Origin of the sequence: Mucilaginibacter sp. PAMB04274 (genome assembly GCF_039634385.2) — a bacterium.
Taxonomy (GTDB): Bacteria; Bacteroidota; Bacteroidia; order Sphingobacteriales; family Sphingobacteriaceae; genus Mucilaginibacter.
Genome location: NZ_CP155081.2, coordinates 5,463,711 through 5,483,664 on the forward strand (window position 1 = coordinate 5,463,711; position 19,954 = coordinate 5,483,664).

Below are 19,954 nucleotides of genomic sequence, written 5' to 3' on the forward strand. Positions count from 1 at the left end.
GTAAAGGATAACATTAAAAGCGAAAGGCAATTCTTATTAGGATTGCCTTTTGCTTTTTGATAAAAATTTTAGCAATTTGCAACCTACCTTTCACGCTGTTTATGCCCGCAACATCCAATAATCAACACCAACCCATTAAACGCTGCTCCTGGTGCGGCACCGACCCGCTTTACATGAAATACCATGATGAAGAGTGGGGCAAGGAAGTGCATGATGATAAAGTATTATTTGAGTTTCTGGTACTCGAATCGGCACAGGCCGGTTTAAGCTGGATCACCATTTTGCGCCGCCGTGATAACTACCGCCGCGCTTTTGCCAATTTTGATGTTCAAAAAGTTGCCACTATGGGTCCTGATGATGTGAAACGCCTGATGCAGGACGAGGGCATCATTCGTAACCGTCTAAAAATTGCATCCACCATTACCAATGCACAACTCTTTATTGCGGTCCAAAAAGAGTTCGGTTCTTTTGATCAATACCTGTACAGCTTTATGCCCAATGGCAAGCCCATCAACAACCAGCCCGGCACAGTTCCGGCCCGTACAGAAATATCTGATGCCATTAGCAAAGACATGAAAAAGCGTGGTTTTAAGTTTTTTGGCACCACTATTTGTTACGCTCACATGCAGGCTACCGGCATGGTTAATGATCATGTGGTGGGGTGCGCGTTTAAGTAATTGTCTTAAATCCAAATTCACTGAATTTTATAATTTTCAGAATTCAGTAAAGTATGTTGCATTTACATAACAGCTTTAAGCTTAAATTCTATTTTTGTGCTAAAGGATTTATAGTTGCCATATTCTGATAATTCTTAAATCCTGTAAATTCTGATCAATGAAGAAATTATTCTTGTTAGACGGCATGGCCCTGATGTACCGGGCACATTTTGCATTGAGCAAAAACCCGCGCTTTACGTCGGGGGGCTTAAATACGTCGGCCGTAATGGGCTTTACCAATACCCTGTTAGATGTGATACGCAAGGAGAAACCTACACACATGGCCGTAGTGTTTGATACCGATGCCCCTACTGAACGGCATACCGATTTTACCGATTATAAAGCACATCGCCAGGCCATGCCGGAGGATCTCTCTATGGCGATGCCTTACGTTATAAAGTTAATTCTGGGCTTTAATATCCCTGTTATTACCTCTGATGGTTTTGAGGCCGATGACATTATTGGCACGCTGGCCAAAAAGGCCGAGCAGCGCGGATACCAGGTTTATTGCATGACGCCCGATAAGGATTTTGCCCAGCTGGTATCACCCAACATCTTTATTTACAAACCGGCCCGCATGGGTAACGATATGGAAATATTGGGGGTTAAAGAGGTAAAAGAGAAGTGGGAGGTTGAGGATGTTTGCCAGGTAATTGATATTTTAGGCTTGTGGGGAGATGCCGTTGATAATATTCCGGGAATACCGGGGATAGGCGAGAAAACCGCTAAATCATTGATAAAGCAATATGGTTCGGTTGAAAACATCATTAAAAACAGCCATGAATTAAAAGGCAAGTTGCGCGAAAACGTTGAAAACTTTGCCGAGCAAGGTATCATGTCTAAAAAGCTGGCAACCATTATACTGGATGCGCCGGTTGAACTGGATGAGGCCGGATTAGAACTATGTGGCCCGAGTCGCGAATTGCTGGAGCCGCTTTTTGCCGAATTGGAATTCCGTACGCTGGGCCGCCGTGTATTTGGCGACGATTTCAGCATTACCGAATACAAAGCATCACCTAATGGCCAGCAGGATCTGTTTGGAAACCCCGTGGCAGGTACCGTACGTACCCTAGCCGTTGATGTGACCGATATAGCCGAGCCTGAAGTACAATTGCCTGCCAAAAACATTAACAACGTACCACACGATTATCACCTGGTAGAAACCGCCGAACAACGCGCCGAGCTGCTTGCCCTGTTGTTACAGCAAACTGAAATTACCTTTGATACCGAAACCACCGGTATTGATGCAAATAATTGCGAGTTGGTTGGCTTATCATTTGCCATTAAACCCGGCGAGGCCTGGTATATACCGGTACCGGCAACATACGAGGAAGCTAAGGCTATCGCCCACGAGTTTAAACCAGTGCTCGAGAACGAAGCTATTGGAAAAGTAGGCCAGAACGTAAAGTATGATATACTGGTGTTGAAGTGGTATGACATTGAAGTAAAAGGTCAGCTGTTTGATACCATGATGGCCCACTACATTCTGGATCCGGATACCCGCCACAACATGGATATCCTCTCTGAAAACTACTTGGGTTACACGCCGGTATCCATCACCGAACTGATTGGCCCCAAAGGTAAGAACCAGCTAACCATGCGCGATGTACCGGTGGAGAAAGTAAAGGATTACGCAGGTGAAGATGCCGATGTAACTTTGCAGCTGAAGGCGGTATTTGAGCCTAAATTACAGGCCGTTGAAGCCGAAGATTTAGTTAATAAAATTGAGCACCCACTCATCTACGTACTGGCCGATGTGGAATTTGAAGGTGTGCGCATAGATGAAAACACTCTTAAAGATATATCTAAAGAACTGGAAACAGACATAAACCGGCTTGAACAAACCGTTTATGAGAAGGCAGGCGTAAAGTTCAATGTTTCATCGCCAAAACAACTGGGAGAAGTGTTGTTCGAAAAACTTATGTTGGATCCTAAGGCCAAGAAGACCAAAACCGGCCAATACCAAACCGGAGAGGATGTGCTGCTGGCGCTGGCCAGCAAAAGTGATATTGTGCGCGATATATTGGATTTCCGCCAGCTGCTGAAATTAAAATCTACCTATGTGGATGCACTGCCACTTATGGTGAATCCAAAAACCGGCCGCATACACACGAATTATAACCAGGCCGTGGCCGCAACAGGACGTTTAAGTTCGCAAAACCCTAACCTGCAAAATATCCCGATCCGTACCGAGCGTGGCCGCGAGGTGCGAAAGGCTTTTATACCGAGGGATGAAAACCACATCCTGCTATCGGCAGATTACTCGCAGATTGAGCTACGCATTATTGCTGAAATAAGCCAGGACCCTAACATGTTGGATGCCTTTGCCAAGAACCTGGACATTCACACCGCTACGGCGGCCAATGTATACGGCGTACCGCTGGAAGAAGTAACAAGCGATCAGCGCCGTAATGCCAAGGCCGTAAACTTTGGTATCATATACGGCCAGTCGTCATTTGGCTTATCACAAAGCTTGGGTATTCCGCGTAAAGAAGCTAATGATATTATTGAGCAGTACTTTGTGCAGTATGCCGGCATTAAAAACTACATGAGCGATACCATGAACTTTGCCCGCGAAAACGGCTATGTGAAAACGCTGATGGGTCGCCGCCGTTACCTGCGCGATATAAACTCGGCCAATGCAACCGTACGCGGCTTTGCCGAGCGAAACGCCATTAATGCCCCTATACAGGGCTCGGCTGCCGATATGATTAAGATAGCCATGATCAACATCCATCGGGAGTTTAAAGCTAAAAAACTGGATACCCGCATGACCATGCAGGTGCATGATGAGTTGGTGTTTGATGTACCCAAACACGAATTAGAAACCGTTAAACCCATTATTGCTCACCACATGAAAAGCGCCATCAAAACCGAGGTGCCCATCATGGTAGAAATGGGAACCGGCTCCAACTGGCTCGAAGCGCATTAAGATTATAGTTTAAACAAAAACGCCTGCTATAAGCAGGCGTTTTTGTTACTAGGCTTGCGTTTGATTACGCTCTAAAATAAACGCAAGCAGGTCATCAATAGGGTGCCTGATAACTTTACCTACCGATACTCCATTTTCGGCGCACAACTCTCTTAGCTCATCGCCAAAAAAGTAGGCAATAGATCCCACAAAATGGCAGGTATACTGGTGGTATTCGGTGTATGATTTAACGTTGGTTTCAATAAACTCTAACATGCCCTGGCGTATAAGCTGCCGGCCGTAGTCGGTATGTTTAATATCGGTTAAAAAGCGTGCAAACGAAGCCAGGTAAGAGTTAGCACCACGTTTCAAGTATACATTGTTAATCACATCGTCTTTGGTAAGGTTAAATGTGTTTTTAAAACGGCTGTACACATCGGCCGGCATATTACCATACATGTAATGTGTAACCAGCGCCTTGCCAAACCAAGTACCCGAACCTTCATCACCCAGTATATAACCCAAACCGTGTTTGCCCACTGTTATATCTTCGCCATCAAAAAAAGAGATATTTGAACCGGTACCCAACACGCAAACTATCCCTTTGCGGTGGCCACAGGTGGCATATGCCGATCCCAGCAAATCGCTATCAACACTGATAAACGCCCGGGGGAAAATCTGTGAAAGGGCATTAGAAACCATTTCGCGCCTGTCGGGGCTGGAACAGCCGGCGCCAAAGAAGTAAATTTCTTCAATTAAAGGAAAATGGTTCACCATCACAGGGGCTTCATCCTGAATGATTTTAATGATTTCCTTTTCAGATAAAAAATAAGGATTTAATCCTCCTGTACTAAACTTAACCGGCTTTTGTTTATCTGACGCCAGCACCCAATCGGTTTTAGAAGATCCGCTATCGGCAACTAATATCATGCAGTCAGTCCGTCCAGAATTTTTTGGGTAAGAGGTTTGTGTATAAACTGTGTAATGTATTTATTTTGATCAGAACGCTTAACGTCAACAGGGTCAAGTGAGGAAGAAAGCATGAAAATTTTAGCGGCAGTTTTATCCTGCTCCTTCAGCTTATCATACTCCTGCAAAAACTCAAAACCGTTCATTAAAGGCATGCGCAAATCCAGAAATATTACATCGGGTTTTAAAGAGCCTTCCCTTATAGCAGTGATTGCATCAGTGGCCGATTGCTGTACAATAATAGTTTCAGCAAAATGACTGGATTCCAGTATTCTGCGGGTAACGAAATTATCTATGTAATTATCGTCAATGAGCAAACATGTTTTAAAGCCACTATACATTACGTTCAAATTTAGGCTTTTAACCTTATAAAAAAAACAACCGTAAACATTTTACTGGATGTTTATACTGCCTGTTATTTGCTTTAACGTAGTTTCGGCTACTTTAGATTGATACTGGGCATTATAAAACACAGCCTGTGCATCCAGGTAGTTGCGCTGTGCTTCGCGTATCTCTAAAGGGGTAATGGTACCCAGTCTGTATTTCTCCAGAGAAATGTCGAGGCTTTTACGCGCCAACTCAACACTAGATTGACCAATTTTGATCAGTTGCAGACCCGAAAGGTAGCTGCTGAACAAGTTGGAAATCTGCGCTTCGACCTCTATACGTGTTTGCTCGGCATTAAGTTTCGAATTATCTATCTGTAATTTAGCATTGCGCTCGCGCCGCCATTGGTTAAAGCCGTCGAATATGTTAATAGTGGCTGCCAAACCATAGTTTAAGCCGTTAGACCGCTGCACACGGGCAAAGCCAGCCGGGTTAGTACTATTGCTCCACACATAACCTGTATTAACCGATACCTGCGGGTAGCGGGTAGACCGTACCTGTTTTAATGTAAGCTCCGACAACCGCTGGCTTATGTTTGCCGAAAGGATAGCCGGGTTTTGAGTTTGTGCCTGATTGATGATGTTAGCCAAAATCAGCTTATCATCTACCACAATCGTGTCGGCCACGTTAAACTCAGTTTGAGGATCGCGAGACATAATGCGGTTCAATTCTATCTTACTGGCCTTAAACGTTTGCTGCTGTGCTATAAGGGCTGCTGTATCGGTATTTAAAGCCACCTGAGCGTTGTATACATCCAGCCGGGCAACACGGCCTACCTGGAACCGATCGTTAGCATAGCGAAGCTGTGTACGCGATATAGCAATTACACTTTGTAAAGCCTCAATTTGCTTTTGCTGATTAATGAGGTCAAAGTAAGTGTTCACAAGGCCGGCCACCGTACGCTGGATGGTATCCTGCAAACGTATCTGCCCTAATTTATTGCGCTCTTTTAAGGCATCATAAGTGGCAAACATGTTAAAGCCGTCAAAAATGGTCCAGTTAAGGCTTACACCATAGTTGCTGCCGGTATTGTTAGCCCTGGTTATTTGGTTAACCGTACTGTCAGACCGGGTTTGGGTGGTGCTTTGTATACTGTTGCTTGCGGTATAGTTACCCGAAACACTTGGCAATATGCCTGCATTACCTAAGGTAACATTGTTACTGGCTATAGTTGATGTGTTTCTGGACAGCCGTATGTCATAATTGTTTTGAAGCGCAATTTCAACCGCCTCACGTAACGTTAAAACGGGTGCATTGGGCACCTTGTTATCTTGTGCATTTACAGTGTTGATTCCTATAAAGCATCCCATAACAAGGTATATTACTTTCCTTATACTCATTTGTTGCTTACAGGTTTTCAATTAATAAAGGTTCTTTTTTAGGTTCTTCTTCCTCAATTTCTTCGTCGGGGTTATGCCTGGTTTTGGAAGCCAGCAATACATACATCATAGGTATTACATAAAGCGTTAGTATGAGCGAGAACATCATACCGCCCATAATTACAATACCTAATGATACACGGCTTTTTGCACCTGCTCCTAATGCAAATGCAATCGGCACCGCACCCAACACCACGGCCAAGCTGGTCATGAGGATGGGGCGCAAACGAGCGGTAGCCGCTTCAACAACAGCCTCATATTTGGCTAGGCCCTGCTCCATACGCTGGTTGGCGAACTCCACAATCAAAATACCATTTTTGGTTACCAACCCTACTAAGGTAATCATACCAATCTCACTAAAAATATTGAGCGTTTGGTTAAACAGCCAAAGCGATACAAAGGCACCGGCAATAGCCAACGGCACGGTAAGCATCACAATTACCGGGTCCATAAAACTCTCAAATTGTGCGGCGAGTACCAGATATATCAATAACAGCGCAAAGCCAAATGCAAAAAGGATATTAGACGAGCTTTCGGCATAGTCACGTGAGGGGCCGCTCAGGGCGGTACTAAAGCTTGGGTCGAGCATTTTGTTTGATATGCGCTGCATTTCATCAATGCCATCGCCAATAGTATAGCCGGGGGCTAAGCCTGCCTGCACCGTGGCCGACTTATAACGGTTAAAGTGATAAATGGCTGGTGGAGCCGCACTTTCTTCAACCTTAACCACGTTATCAAGCTGCACCAGGGTGCCCTTATCACTACGCACATAAACCGATTTCAGGTCAAGCGGTTGATCGCGGTTGGCGCGATCAACCTGTGCAATCACCTGGTATTGCTTCCCGCTCATTAAAAAATAATCTAAACGGCCAGCACTATAATAAAGCTGCAAGGTTTGCGAAATAGCCGCTACCGATACACCCAAATCCCGTGCACGGTCGCGGTCAGTAGTTATGCGCAACTCGGGCTTGGTAAATTTCAGGTTCACATCGGAGCTGGAGAATACCGGGCTTTTGCTCACCTCAGAGAAGAACTCGGGCAGTACCTTACGTATTTTTTCAAAATCCTGATTCTGGATTACGAACTGTACCGGTAGCGATGTACGCGCTCCGCTACCACCACCGCTTATGGTTTGCTCCTGCACAACCAGGGCCCGAGCATCGGGCATACGTTTGAGCTTGGCGTTGAGCCAGTCAGCAATCTGGGCCTGTGTTCGGGTACGTTCATCAGGTGCAACCAAGCCTATACGGCCAAAGCCGGAATTGGTTGAGCCCGCCCCACCAAAGCCCGGCGATACGATCTCGATATTAATTTTTGCTTCCGGAATAGAGTCTTCCACCAGTTGAGATACCTTGTCCATGTACTTGGTCATGTACTCGTAGGTAGCACCTTCTGATGCCGTTGCGGTGTAACGCAATAAGCTGCGGTCATCCAAAGGGGCAAGTTCTGAAGGGATTACTTTTACCAGCACGCCAACCAGCACAATAGAAACAACCAGTATCAATACCGATACCCATTTGCGTTTCATGAACGTAATCAGCGTTTCGGTGTAGGCCGTGTTCATACGCACAAAAAACGGCTCAGTTTTTTCATAAAAAGCCGACTTTTTGTGGTTTTTTCGCACCAGTTTCACGTTCAGCATCGGTGTTAAGGACAGTGAAACAAAGGCCGATATTAATACCGCGCCTGCCACTACAACCGCAAACTCGCGAAACAGCCTTCCGGTAAATCCTTGCAAAAACACAATGGGTAAAAACACTGCAGCTAACGTTACCGATGTAGATATAACCGCAAAAAATATCTCGGCCGAACCCTCAAAAGCAGCCTTGCGTATTGGCATGCCCTCCTCTATTTTCTTGTAAATGTTTTCTGTCACAACGATACCGTCATCCACCACTAATCCTGTTGCCAGTACAATGCCCAGCAGGGTAAGAATATTGATGGAGAAGCCACATACATACATGATAAAAAATGCCCCGATCAATGATACCGGAATATCTATCAGCGGACGGAAAGCAATGAGCCAGTCGCGGAAGAACAGGTAAATGATGATTACCACCAGTATGAAAGAAATGATCAGCGTTTCTTCTACCTCCTCTATCGATTGATTAATGAAACGGGTATTATCCAGCGCCACCTGTACCTGAATATCGGGCGGCAAATCTTTTTTTACCTGCTCCAGGCGTTTGTAAAAGTCTTTGGCTATTTGTACGTAGTTAGCGCCAGGCTGCGGTATAACAGCCAAACCCACCTGTGGTACGCCCGATTCCTTAAAAGCAGTTTGCTCATTGGCCGAACCTAACACGGCATAACCCACATCGCTCAGGCGAATAACACGGTTACTATCCGACCGGATAATGAGGTTATTAAAATCCTGCTCGGTTACCAGTTTACCCAGGGCGCGTACGGTTACCTCGGTATTGTTACCCTCAATTTTACCCGCAGGCAGCTCCACGTTTTCCTGAGCCAGTGCGGCGCTGATGTCTGAAGCGGTAAGGCTTAAGGCCGACAGCTTGTTAGGATCGATCCACAAGCGCATAGCATACTGGCGCTGCCCCTGCAGGTTGATGGCGCTTACCCCTGGTATGGTTTGCAGAGCTTCCTGTAATACGTTCTCCGCATAATCATTTATCTGCGTAATGTTACGGGTGTTACTGCTTACGGTAAGGGTAATAATGTTATCGGCATTGGCATCAGCCTTGCTCACTACCGGTGGGGCATTAATATCCTGGGGGAGCTGGCGCTGTGCCTGCGATACCTTATCACGCACGTCGTTCGCTGCTGTTTCAAGGTCGGCATCGAGGTTAAACTCTACCGTAATATTACTTGAACCAACCGAACTGGTTGATGAAATATTACGGATACCCTGTACGCCGTTAATGGCCTTTTCGAGCGGCTCGGTAATCTGCGACTCAATAACATCAGCATTAGCACCCGAGTAGCTGGTACTTACACTAACAATGGGAGGATCTACGGACGGGAAATCGCGTATACCTAAAAACTTATAGCCTATGACCCCAAACACCACAATAATGACCGACATTACCGTGGCCAGTACCGGCCGTTTTATACTTACTGAGGATAAACTCATTGAATATGCTTAATGAAGAACTTTAATAATTTTTAACGGCACCTTAGGGCGCATCTGGATAATACCCGATACGATTAAGCTATCGCCGGGCTTTAAACCCTCGGTTACCTCAATGGCAACATCTGTACGGTTATCTGTTTTTACCGGTACTGCTATGGCCGTATCATTACGGGCAAGAAATACCTTGCTTGATTTAAGATCGGGCACTACGCACTGGGTAGGTACCATAATGGCGCGGGGCGATTGCTCCAGCACCAGGTTAATTTTTGCAAAACCACCGGCCGTGATCTCGTTACGCGGATTAGCCGCCCGGGCCCTTACCGTAACGGTTCGGGTTGAGGGATCAACGGAGGGGTCTATAGCATAAACCGTTGCCGAAAAGTTGTTGCGCGAACTGGCAATGGTAAAGTTCACTTTACTGCCTGGTTTTACAAACGACCTGTAACGCTCGGGTATCGAAAACGTCACCTTCATTGGATCGGTATTTACCAGCGTAGCAATCGCTGTTGAGGGCGACAGATAACCGCCCGGGCTTACATTACGCAAGCCAATTACACCGCTAAAGGGGGCTCTTACCACCGTACGGGCAATTTGTGCCTTTATTACATCGCCCTGTGCTTTTAATGTATTGTAACTCGATAAAGACGTATCATACTCCTGGCGGCTTACAGCTTCCTTTTGTAGCAAAACGCGGTTTCGGTATTCGTTTTCTTTTGCCAGTGCAATTTGATACTGGTTTTGCTTTAAAGTAGCCTGCAAATCCTGATCATATACCTTCACCAGTACCTGCCCTTTGGTAACGTGCCCGCCTTCTGTAAAGTAGATGCCGGTTATATTGCCGGCCGTTTGGCTAATTAAATTAACGCGCTCATTGGCATCAACAGTACCGGTTAAGTTAATGGTATTGGTCATTACCGTATCCTTAACTATTTGAACCGTTACCGGTATAGGGCCGCCTTTGCGCTTACCGTCTTTACCGCCGCCGGCACCACCACCACCGGTGGCCTGGCCCTGCCCCTCCTTACCCTTATCACCATGAAGTTTGTTGTAAACCAGGTAACCAACAATCAAAGCTATTGCTATATAAACTATGTATCTGATCTTCATGAACTAATAATTACCAGTATGCTTTTTTGTGTTTAATGATCTCAAAATTGTTTTAGCCAGGTAAATTCATACAACCTTCCGTTTTATAAATATGGTAAATGCCATGTTTAGCTTACATGCTACATTATATTGCACACAATTTATAATGAAAATAAATATGCGTACGAAATAAGGGCTGATTGTGTTTATACCTTAACTAACAGGCAAAATAAGCCGTTATTACTAACTCCCGATGTATGTATCAACCATTTTACAACTTGTATATGAAGGCTTAAACAAAGCTTAGCCACCAAATTTTTCTATTTTGGCGGCATGAAAAAGTGGCAACTGAATATTCTTGTTTTATTTTATTTTGTACTCATGAGCACAACAAGCCAGGCAGCGGGTCCGCTGCAAATAGCCTATACCGTTAGTTTTCCAGAAGCACAGGCACATTATGCTGATATTGAAATGGAGATCAAGGGCCTGGCGCAAAGTAAGCTGAACCTGAAATTACCGGTATGGACACCCGGCTCCTACCTTGTCCGTGAGTTTTCTAAAAACGTGGAATCGTTTACGGCACAAAGCGGCAGCAAGCCAGTTAGTGTAACCAAAACCCGTAAAAATGTCTGGCAGCTAAACACCCAGGGCTTATCATCAGTAAAAGTAAAATATCGCTTTTATGCCTTCGAGATATCGGTACGTACAGCGTTTATTGATGTAACGCACGCGTTCCTGTCTACCTCTGGCATGTTCTTTTACCCCGAAGGTGGTCTTAACCTGCCATCAACCATTAAAATTAAACCTTACAAAAACTGGAATAAAGTATCAACCAGTTTGGAGATGGTGAATAATGATCCGTTCACGGTTAAATCGCCCAACTACGATATTCTGTTCGACTCGCCAATTGAAGTAGGTACGCAGGATGTATTTGATTTTAAAGTTGGCGATACACACTACGAAGTAGCTATGTATGGGGAGGCTAATTATGACGCCGAACGCTTAAAGAAAGACATGGCCAAAGTAATTGCCGAGGAAGTAGCCATATTTGGCGAAAACCCTAACAAGCGCTATGTTTTTATTGTGCATAACTATGCCAAAGGCAGCGGAGGCCTGGAACATTTAAGTTCTACCGTTTTGGGTGCTGCACGTGATGGATACGCTAAAGAGTCGACCTATGAAGGCTTTTTAAGCCTGGTAGCGCATGAGCATTTCCATTTGTGGAACGTTAAGCGCCTACGCCCAATTGCTTTAGGTCCGTTTGACTATGATAACGAGAATTATACCACCAACCTGTGGATTGCCGAAGGTTTTACCGCTTATTATGACAACCTAATAGTAAGGCGTACGCAGCTGTTTCCGGTTGATCATTATTTTACGGCACTTGCCGGTGATTTTGGAATTATTGAAAACACGCCTGGCACTAAAATACAGCCCCTTTCGCAAGCCAGCTTTGATGCTTGGATAAAAAGTTACCGCCCCGATGAAAACACCATTAATACCAGTATTTCATACTACAATAAGGGCTCGGTAATTGGCATGATGATGGACCTGGAAATCATAAATGCCACCAACGGCAGGCAATCATTAGATGATGTGATGCGCTATATGTATAACGAGTATTACAAAGTAAAAAAACGCGGCTACACCGATGCTGAATTTAAAGCTGCTGTAGAAAAGTTTGCCGGCAAAAAAATGGACGACTTTTACCGTAAATACATCAATGGCGTAGAGCCGCTGGATTATAATAAGTATCTGGGATATGCCGGCTACCATGTCTTTAACGAAAACGAGAACCTGAACCTGCCTGATCTGGGTATTCGCACCGTAGCGCTGGCCGGCGGCCGATTAAAAGTAAGCGGAGTTTTGCGTGGTACATCGGCTTGGGTGGACGGCGTTAACGTGAACGATGAGCTGGTATCAATTGATGGTATACCCGCAACCGACCTCAAGAACCTGATACCGGGTAAACAAGTTGGAGACCGAGTACAGGTAGCCGTAATATGCGATGGGCTTCCGCTGGTAATACCGGTAACCTTGTTAAAAAGCACTATTGTTAGGTACAACATACAAAGCCGCACCGACCTTACACCACAACAACTGGCGGTACGCAAAAAATGGCTTAAAATATAATTCGGCAAAAAAATTAAAAATAATAGCAACCTGTTTTAGATTACGCCCGTACAATAGAGCATCTATCTATAAAAAACAAGGGGGCTATTATCATGATGAGAATATTATTTTTTTTAATAGCGGCTATATGCCTTACCGGATGGGCTGTTAGTGTATTTGTATATAATGCAACTGATTTGATTCACTCACTACTGGCGTTTGCAGCCATATTTGGTGTAATGGGTGCTATGGGAACAGAGCAGGGCGGGCCAGTATCACGCCCAGAATTATTTTAGCATATTTTTTAGTTTAGTTAGTCATAGTTGCCCGGTTCTTATTGAGAGCCGGGCTTTTTTGTGTTAGGATCTTGGGCACCGATAAAATAATAACAATTCACAGCTTATTAGGGAGGGCGAACCGTAATCGATTGAAGCGTTACTGTCCTTTATAATATTTAGGATCAAGCCTGGCTGAATTGTTCCTACCAATCTACCGCCTTTAGCGCAGTAATTATTCCGTTAATGCAGTTGTTCACATTCGCCATACTTTTAACCGGGAATGGTGTAACGGCAACATGCTCTATAGATGTAACACCCGATAAGTGAATGGCTTCCCGGGCATACTTCTCTATCGTTTTTAATGAGATGATTACCAGGCGAGGTTGCATTTCAGCAATCCTGTCTGCCAGCGGCTGAACCCCTTTTTGCCTGGCAATAGTTTGCTCCTTAGGTGGCAGATATTTGATAGGCTCTACCGTTAGGCTATCAAAGTAGGCTCCCATTTCCTGAAAGGCCGTCAAAAATCCGTCATTAGAATTAAAGTCGCCAAAGGCCTGCGTAAAAGCGTCTTTTACCGCCCTGAACATACTAGAGTTTTTGAGGTAGAAATATCTGTTGTTAACCGGCATGCCATCGGCAATAAAAAGGATCTCTACCTTCTTAGGTTTGTATTGTTGTTTCAGCGCTAAAAACTCCGTTTCGTTCATAATATAAGCAACAAAATAACTCAGCTTTAGATTTATTTTAGACGACTATAAAAATCAATTTATATATAGACAAAAGCTATACAACATCAATTAAAAAAATACTGCAACCAACTAATCTTCCTTATATTTGTAAAAAATCTAACAAAAGATACATTATGATAACAGTTGGTGAAAAATTTCCTTCTTTTAATAAAAAAGCTGTAGTTAGCATTGAAAAAGGAAAAGAGTTTGAAGACATAACTTCTGATTTTTTGATAAACGATGATAACGTTTGGACTGTAATGTTCTGGTGGCCAAAAGACTTTACTTTTGTTTGCCCTACTGAGATCGCTGAGTTTAACAAAAATTACGGTGAGTTCCGCGACCGCGATGCCCGTTTAATCGGTGCTTCTACCGACTCTGAGTTTGTACACGCAGCCTGGAGAAAAAATCATGATGATTTACGTGATTTGAAGTTCCCAATGCTGGCTGATACTTCAAAATCATTAGCTGAAGATCTGGGTATTTTAGAGCCTACCGAAAAAATCGCTTACCGTGCTACTTTCATCATCGATCCTACTGGTGTTGTACGTTGGGTTTGTGTTAACGACCTGAACGTTGGCCGTAACGTTAAAGAAGTTTTACGTGTATTAGACGGTTTACAAACTGACGAGCTTTGCCCTTGTAACTGGGAAAAAGGTCAGGAAACATTAACTGCATAACACTATAATTAATCCCCGTAATGTATCTCATTACGGGGATTGTTGTTTTTAATCCATTCTAAATTAAATACAAAAATGAGCGAAAGCACCGATATCATAGAAGAATTACTGCAAAGCGTTGCTGTAGACAAAGATTACCGTACTGAAAGTTTAACGCTGCTTGAGAAAGGCGAATCACGCTACCTGCGCGATTTAAAGCTGAACCTGACCAGCACCTTAACTTCTGAACATTTAAATACCAAAGAGTGCGCTTTAATTGCTTTAAGTACGGCTATAAACAATAATAACAAACCGTTAACCCAATACTTCACTAAATACGCTGAAGAGCAGGGAGCTACAGCCGCAGAAACCGGTGAAGCCGCTGGCTGCGCATCATTACTGGCATCAAACAACATCTTTTACCGTTTCCGTCACTTCACACAAAAGGAGAAATACACACAGATACCTGCACGCATACGCATGCAGCTAATGATGAAGCCTGTAACCGGTAAAGAGTTTTTTGAGTTGATGAGCCTGGCTATTTCGGCTGTTAACGGTTGCGAAATGTGCGTTAACGCACATGAAGATTCGTTAATTAAGTTAGGAACTACCGAAGAGCGCATTTTTGATGCGGTACGTATTGCATCATTAGTTACTGCCACTGGTAAGATTATATTCTAAATATTTACAACTAAAATAAAAGGGCAGATAATTGATTTATCTGCCCTTTTATTTTTTATTTAAAAAAGTTTGCTTTTAATTAAAGGGTTCCTTAAATTAGAAGCAAGATTAAACACACTTAGGGCGCAAGGTAATTTTAAAATTCAACCCTCTAAAATTACTGCCTTAAGGGTAATACAAAAAACAATTTAATTGTACTTAAAGCCGTTCTGCTGACTCCAGAACGGCTTTTGTTATTTAGTGCACATCTGCAGCGGGCTTCAAATTCTTTTTGAATGGCTGCAGGTATAATAACGGTATAGAGAACAACATTACTAAACCGGTAAGCCAATAAGCATCATCATACGTTAAAAGCATAGCCTGGCGGGTAATCGTTCCTTCCATTGAGGCATAAGCCATCTTGGTTGCATCCATCAACGAGCGGCCATGCGCCATGAAGTTATGAATCATACCTTGCAACCGGTCATTAAACGCCGGGTTGTACTGGTTAATGTTAATCAGCAAGTTATTACGATGCCCTTGCTGACGTATATGAATTAGCGTAGTTAATGCTGCTATACCGAATGAACCGCCTAACTGGCGCATCATGTTGTTCAAACCAGCACCCTGTCCAATTTCGGCGCCTTTGAGATCTGATATAGCCAGTGTAGTTAACGGTACGAACAGTAACGCCATACCTACACCGCGTATAGCCAGCGGCCAAAAGAAATCACTTTCGCCGGTTTGCAGCGTTGAGTTGCTCAGCATGTGGGTAAACACAAAGAATAGGAACATACCAACCGTTGCCATAAACTGCGCCGGCACACCTTTATTTAACATCCTGCCCACAAAAGGCATCATAAATATGGTAAATAATCCACCAGGGAAGAGCAACTCCCCTGTTTGCTGGGCTGAAAAGCCTAACAATGCCTGACAAAATACCGGGAACACGAATACCGAACCATACAGGCCGAAGCCCAAAATGAAAGAGGTGAACATCCCAATGGAAAAACTCCGGTGCCGCATGATCTTAAAGTTCACAATGGGGTGGTCGGTGCTCATTTCGCGCCATATAAACAGCAATACGCCAACTATTGAAGTTGCTGTAAGCGCTGTAATGTACGGTGTAGCAAACCAATCTTCCGATTCACCCTTTTCCAAAATAGTTTGTAAACTGCCAACCGCTATGGCCAACAATGCAATGCCCCACCAGTCGATAGGCTTATTGCGCCCCTCCGGTGCGGTGGGCCTTACATACATAATGGTAAATATGGCTGCCAATATACCTACCGGTATATTTACATAAAATATCCAGGGCCATGAGTAATGGTCGGTTATGTAACCACCAATGGTTGGGCCTACTGTAGGGCCAACAACCGCACCTAAACCAAACAAGGCAGTAGCTGTACCCACTTGCTCGCGGGGCCAGGTTTCTAACAAGATCGCCTGCGAGGTTGATATCAGCCCCCCACCGGCCATACCCTGCAAAATACGGAACAGGATTAGCTCGGTTAGTGTAGTAGCGTTACCGCACAAAAACGAGGCGATGGTAAAGATGACGATAGAGGCCAGAAAATAATTTTTACGGCCAAAAAAGCTACCTAACCAGCCCGACATAGGCAGGATGATTACGTTAGCTACTGCATAACCGGTGGTAATCCAGGCCACGTCTTCTAACGTGGCACCCAGGTTACCTTGTATCGTTGGCAAGGATACGTTTACAATGGTGGTATCAATCAGCTCCAGTAGCGAAGCTGTAATTACCGTAATGGTAATGATCCACTTTTTAAATCCTACTTCTGCCATTATAAATTAGTCTTTTATAGAAACCGAAACGTTTACGCTCATGCCGGCGCGCAGCTTATCTAAAGTTTCTTTATTGCCGTTTATTTTAATTTTAACCGGTACACGTTGTACAACTTTTACAAAGTTACCAGTAGCATTATCAGGAGGCAGCAGAGAGAAACGGGCACCTGTAGCAGGCGAGAAATTATAAACCGAGCCCTCTAATTCCAGATCAGGGAACGCATCAACTTCAATTTTCACTTTTTGTCCATTGCGTAAGTGCTCTAACTGGGTCTCTTTAAAGTTAGCAGTAACATATAAGCTATTATCGTTTACTACCGAGAACAAAGTTTGACCTGCTTGTACCAACTGGCCCAATTGTACGCTCTTTTTAGAAGTGATACCACTTGCAGGAGCTTTAATGGTTGTATAAGTTAACTGCAACTTGGCAAAGTCAACGTCGGCCTGGCGCTGGTTAACACCGGTATTGGTAACTTTTAACTGGTTACGGGTTGTGCCTACTTGTTGCTGAGCAGCTTTATACTGGTCAACAGCTGCCTGATAGTTAGCGCGGGCTACGTCCAGATCAGATTTAGCCTGATCAAATTGTTGCTGCGTAATAGAGCCGTCTTTAATCAGATTAGCGTAACGGGCATAATCCTTTTGCATTTTCTCTAAACGGGCAGCAGCCGAAGTAACCTGAGCCTTAGCGCTTGCTGAATTAGCTGCAGTGGCATAAATCTGCGATTCGCTTACGCCTACAGTTGCACCTGCACCTTGTTGTGCGGCTTGTGCCTGCTCTAATTTCACGTTGTAATCGCGGTCGTCAATTTTAACCAATTCCTGTCCTTTTTGAACGTGCTGGTTGTCTTCAAAATAAATGCTGTCTACATAACCGCCTACACGGGCTACTACCGGGCTTATGTCTGCATCAATTTGCGCATCGTCGGTGTCTTCGTGTTTGGTAGAGTAGATATATTCTTTTACACCGAAAATTAATCCGGCTATTACGATAATGCCCAATATAATAGGAATAACCCTATTAGGCTTTTTCTTTTCCTGTTGTTGGATGTCTTGTTCTTGTGCCATTGTTATAATAGTAGAGTTGTATTGAGTTATTATTTAGTAAGTTTTCCGGTTGCTTTAAGCAAATTGTAGTAAGCTAGTCCGGCATCGGCTCTTGCTAACTCCAGGTTAATTTGTGCCTGGTATAGTAAAGTTTCGGCATCAGCACGCTCGGTAGCTGTTGCTGTAGCATTTGAATACCGGGATGCTTGCAAACGGTTATTTTCGGTAGCCTGCTCAATAGAGGTTTCCAGCAGCTTGATCTTGTTTACCGCAGTAAGATAGTTCTGATAGCTTTGATTCACCTCATTTTTAACATTATCGGTAGTAATCCCTTTATCGATAATGGTTTGCTCACGCTCTATACGAGCTTCAGCTACCTTGTTTTTGTTATTCCATAACGAACCAAAGTTCCATGATAAGGCTAAGCCGGCGGTAAGCGGCGTAATAAACTTACCACTGTTAGGAAACGGATTAGCCGATGCATTAACATAATATAAACCAGCAGTTGCGGCTAGCGTAGGCAGTTTATTGGCCTCTGTATTTTTTATATTAGTTTCGGCAACACGCGTGCGTAAATCCAGTGTCCGCAATTCCTGACGGGCGGCCAGTGCCGTATCCTGGTAAGCCGATAAAGGCGCTACCTGTAAACTGGCGTTATCAAGCTGGTTGATATTGATCTGTGTAGTTTCAGGCAAGCCTAACAAAATGTTCAGGCTGTAATTAATAACCTGGCGGTTGTTCTCCAGTTCCAGGCCGTTAAGCTCCACGTTCGACCGCTGTAGCTGAAAACGTAACACATCGTTACGGGTAACCAGGCCCTGCTCAAAAAAGCGCTGTGATTGGTGTATTTGCTGGTCAATGGATTTTAAGTTTTGCTCAACTACGCGTTTGCTTTGCAATACCCTGTATAAATTATAATAAGAGTTTACTACGTTATAAGCAATCTGCTCCTTATCTCTATCAGCATCTAACCGGGCAACCTGTATAAGCAAATCGGTTGATTCTTTAGCGTAGCGCAAACGGCCACCACCGTAAATAACCTCTTCAACAGACACAATACCTAAGTTGGCATTGGCGCTTTTAGGCAGGCTGAATGATTGATCGGGGCCCAAGTCCAACTTATTGGCTGGAATTTGTGCGCGGCTATACATAAAGCTGGCCGAACCTGTTGGCAATGCCTGGTCTTTAGCCTGGTTATACTGTGATACCGCCCTATCAATTTTCGATTGCGAGTACTTAAGTGTTTTACTGTTTTCGACGCCGAGTTTAATGGCCTCGTCAAGCGTAATGGTTCTGTCTTGCGCGTTGGCAGTATTGCCTAACAACACAGCCGACAATAACGCTGCAACACCTAAACGCCATGGTTTAGGCCGCAGCCCTTTAAGGGTGTGTGAATGATTGGTTGTATTAATTAGCGTTGTCATTTTCAACAAGTAAATAAGCTTTTAGTAGTTTTTTAAGGTAGGTAGTAATTCTGGGCTTTAATTTTTCCTGAATATTCTGCGTATCCTGCGTATCGTAACCTAACATAAGGCTGGATATATGATGGGAATTAACTATTTGGGTTTTCAGGCCAAACACCGTAGCTACAGCCATGTCGGTATCAATATCTCTTCCAAATTCGCCCTTTTCAATGCCTTCGTGTAATATCTTTCGGAATTCAACAACGTTCTGCATCACCATCTCGGTTATCTTATCCGACAATTCTCCCGTGCGCCTCACAGCCAATTCCTGATAAATTACTTTTTGAAAACAGTTATTATTAAAAACCCTGTCCATATAGGCATCTACATATTCTTCCACCTTTTGCCAGGAAGTTGTATTTTCATTATTGCCAATACCTTTAATAAGACTATGGAATTTCGATGTTCTACGTTCGAAGATGGAAAGCAGTAACCCTTCCTTAGAACCGAAGTAATAATTAAGCATGGCCATATTCACCCCTGCTTCACCCGAAATCATCCGGGTGGAAGCACCGTCAAAACCATGTTCTGCAAATACCCTCTCGGCTACATCCAGAATGTGATCTTTTTTATCAACTTTTTCCTTTTCCATTACTTTTTCGTTGTGCAAAATTAATCAAACGATTGATTAATTTTTAAAATTAATGTAATGAATATGTAAA

General features: G+C 43.9%; 16 protein-coding genes. 6 read left to right on the plus strand and 10 right to left on the minus strand.

Annotated elements, in window-relative coordinates:
* The first annotated feature begins 101 nt into the window (after positions 1-101).
* Entirely contained in the window at positions 102-677 is a 576-nt protein-coding gene (locus ABDD95_RS23315; protein WP_345949773.1) for a DNA-3-methyladenine glycosylase I, read from the plus strand.
* A 157-nt stretch (positions 678-834) separates the two neighbouring features.
* A complete protein-coding gene (polA, locus tag ABDD95_RS23320) occupies positions 835-3,648 on the plus strand; it encodes a DNA polymerase I (RefSeq protein ID WP_345949774.1) in 2,814 nt (937 codons plus the stop codon).
* Positions 3,649-3,696: 48 nt separating this feature from the next.
* Here polA and ABDD95_RS23325 read toward each other — a convergent pair whose 3' ends face one another.
* From ABDD95_RS23325 to ABDD95_RS23345, 5 genes are read right to left on the minus strand one after another with little or no spacing between them, the layout of a single operon-like run.
* A complete protein-coding gene (locus ABDD95_RS23325; protein WP_345949775.1) occupies positions 3,697-4,557 on the minus strand; it encodes an N-acetylglucosamine kinase in 861 nt (286 codons plus the stop codon).
* Positions 4,554-4,937 (minus strand): response regulator, encoded by a 384-nt coding sequence (locus ABDD95_RS23330; RefSeq protein WP_345949776.1) that lies wholly within the window; start codon positions 4,935-4,937, stop codon positions 4,554-4,556. Before ABDD95_RS23330 ends, ABDD95_RS23325 begins: the two co-directional genes overlap by 4 nt.
* A 51-nt stretch (positions 4,938-4,988) precedes the next feature.
* On the minus strand, positions 4,989-6,293 hold the full coding sequence (locus ABDD95_RS23335) for a TolC family protein (RefSeq protein ID WP_345949777.1): 1,305 nt from the start codon (positions 6,291-6,293) through the stop codon (positions 4,989-4,991).
* Between the two features lie 37 nt (positions 6,294-6,330).
* Complete coding sequence (locus tag ABDD95_RS23340) at positions 6,331-9,453, minus strand: efflux RND transporter permease subunit (protein ID WP_345949778.1); 3,123 nt, start codon at positions 9,451-9,453, stop codon at positions 6,331-6,333.
* Between the two features lie 9 nt (positions 9,454-9,462).
* Positions 9,463-10,560 (minus strand): efflux RND transporter periplasmic adaptor subunit, encoded by a 1,098-nt coding sequence (locus ABDD95_RS23345; RefSeq protein WP_345949779.1) that lies wholly within the window; start codon positions 10,558-10,560, stop codon positions 9,463-9,465.
* Positions 10,561-10,920: 360 nt separating this feature from the next.
* Between ABDD95_RS23345 and ABDD95_RS23350 the strand changes: the two genes are divergently transcribed.
* Both ABDD95_RS23350 and ABDD95_RS23355 read left to right on the plus strand, forming a co-directional pair.
* Positions 10,921-12,672, plus strand: a complete 1,752-nt coding sequence (locus tag ABDD95_RS23350) for a peptidase M61 (RefSeq protein ID WP_345949780.1) — start codon at positions 10,921-10,923, stop codon at positions 12,670-12,672.
* A gap of 92 nt (positions 12,673-12,764) precedes the next feature.
* The gene (locus ABDD95_RS23355) at positions 12,765-12,947 is read left to right on the plus strand and encodes a hypothetical protein (protein ID WP_345949781.1); all 183 of its coding nucleotides are present in this window, start codon (positions 12,765-12,767) and stop codon (positions 12,945-12,947) included.
* Positions 12,948-13,132: 185 nt separating this feature from the next.
* Here the strand turns inward: ABDD95_RS23355 and ABDD95_RS23360 are convergent, their stop codons facing one another.
* Entirely contained in the window at positions 13,133-13,636 is a 504-nt protein-coding gene (locus tag ABDD95_RS23360) for a hypothetical protein (RefSeq protein ID WP_345949782.1), read from the minus strand.
* A gap of 155 nt (positions 13,637-13,791) precedes the next feature.
* On the opposite strand from ABDD95_RS23360, the gene ABDD95_RS23365 reads away from it, so the two are divergent.
* The gene (locus ABDD95_RS23365) at positions 13,792-14,337 is read left to right on the plus strand and encodes a peroxiredoxin (protein ID WP_345949783.1); all 546 of its coding nucleotides are present in this window, start codon (positions 13,792-13,794) and stop codon (positions 14,335-14,337) included.
* Positions 14,338-14,412: 75 nt separating this feature from the next.
* A complete protein-coding gene (locus ABDD95_RS23370) occupies positions 14,413-14,997 on the plus strand; it encodes a carboxymuconolactone decarboxylase family protein (RefSeq protein WP_345949784.1) in 585 nt (194 codons plus the stop codon).
* 237 nt (positions 14,998-15,234) lie between these two features.
* On the opposite strand, the gene ABDD95_RS23375 is transcribed toward ABDD95_RS23370, so the two are convergent.
* The 4 genes from ABDD95_RS23375 to ABDD95_RS23390 are packed head-to-tail and all read right to left on the minus strand — an operon-like array spanning position 15,235 to position 19,884.
* Positions 15,235-16,782: a DHA2 family efflux MFS transporter permease subunit gene (locus ABDD95_RS23375; protein WP_345949785.1), complete on the minus strand. Its 1,548-nt coding sequence runs from the start codon at positions 16,780-16,782 to the stop codon at positions 15,235-15,237.
* A gap of 6 nt (positions 16,783-16,788) precedes the next feature.
* Positions 16,789-17,850 (minus strand): HlyD family secretion protein, encoded by a 1,062-nt coding sequence (locus ABDD95_RS23380; protein WP_345949786.1) that lies wholly within the window; start codon positions 17,848-17,850, stop codon positions 16,789-16,791.
* A gap of 29 nt (positions 17,851-17,879) precedes the next feature.
* Positions 17,880-19,253 carry a TolC family protein gene (locus ABDD95_RS23385; protein WP_345949787.1) on the minus strand — a complete coding sequence of 458 codons (1,374 nt, stop codon included), beginning with the start codon at positions 19,251-19,253 and terminating at the stop codon, positions 17,880-17,882.
* Complete coding sequence (locus tag ABDD95_RS23390) at positions 19,237-19,884, minus strand: TetR/AcrR family transcriptional regulator (RefSeq protein ID WP_345949788.1); 648 nt, start codon at positions 19,882-19,884, stop codon at positions 19,237-19,239. Before ABDD95_RS23390 ends, ABDD95_RS23385 begins: the two co-directional genes overlap by 17 nt.
* Between the last annotated feature and the right edge of the window lie 70 nt (positions 19,885-19,954).